General features: G+C 41.3%; 1 protein-coding gene and 1 pseudogene. Both read right to left on the bottom strand.

Features of this window, described 5'->3' with window-relative positions; translation table 11 throughout:
* Window positions 1-214, bottom strand: a pseudogene (porA, locus tag E3E26_RS11030) (pyruvate ferredoxin oxidoreductase); the annotation flags it as partial.
* A 10-nt stretch (window positions 215-224) separates the two neighbouring features.
* The coding region (locus E3E26_RS11025; protein WP_167901367.1) for a 4Fe-4S binding protein at window positions 225-407 on the bottom strand (183 nt) is incomplete at its 5' end.

Here is a 407-nt window from a genome sequence, read left to right as displayed (position 1 = left end):
CAGCGCTTGCTCCAACACATGCAGAAATTGCAGAGTGCTCACTTTCAACTTTTATAAATTCAGCGTCCATTTCCCCATCAGCCACAAATTCACTAATTTTCTCCGGAACGAGTGTTGATGGTGTGATTGGAAATGCAGCAACAACCTTTGGCTTTGCAAGTTTAGCAGCCCAAGCAGCAGCTTCATTACCCTTCATAACCTTTCTCATTGGCATTCATACCACCTCATTTGCTTTCTCTAACCATTTCAATTGCTTTAGTTGGGCATTCATTTGCACAAATTCCACAGCCCTTACAATAATCATAGTCCACTGCGACATAACCATCTTCCTTTATGTATATTGAAGGCTCTGGACAAAACTTCCAGCAAATATAGCACTTTATACATTTGCTTTCGTCGATGACTGG

The organism is Thermococcus sp. LS1 (genome assembly GCF_012027395.1).
Lineage (GTDB): Archaea > Methanobacteriota_B > Thermococci > Thermococcales > Thermococcaceae > Thermococcus.
Note: the sequence above shows the minus strand (reverse complement) of the source record. Positions and strands in the feature narration are given on the sequence as shown.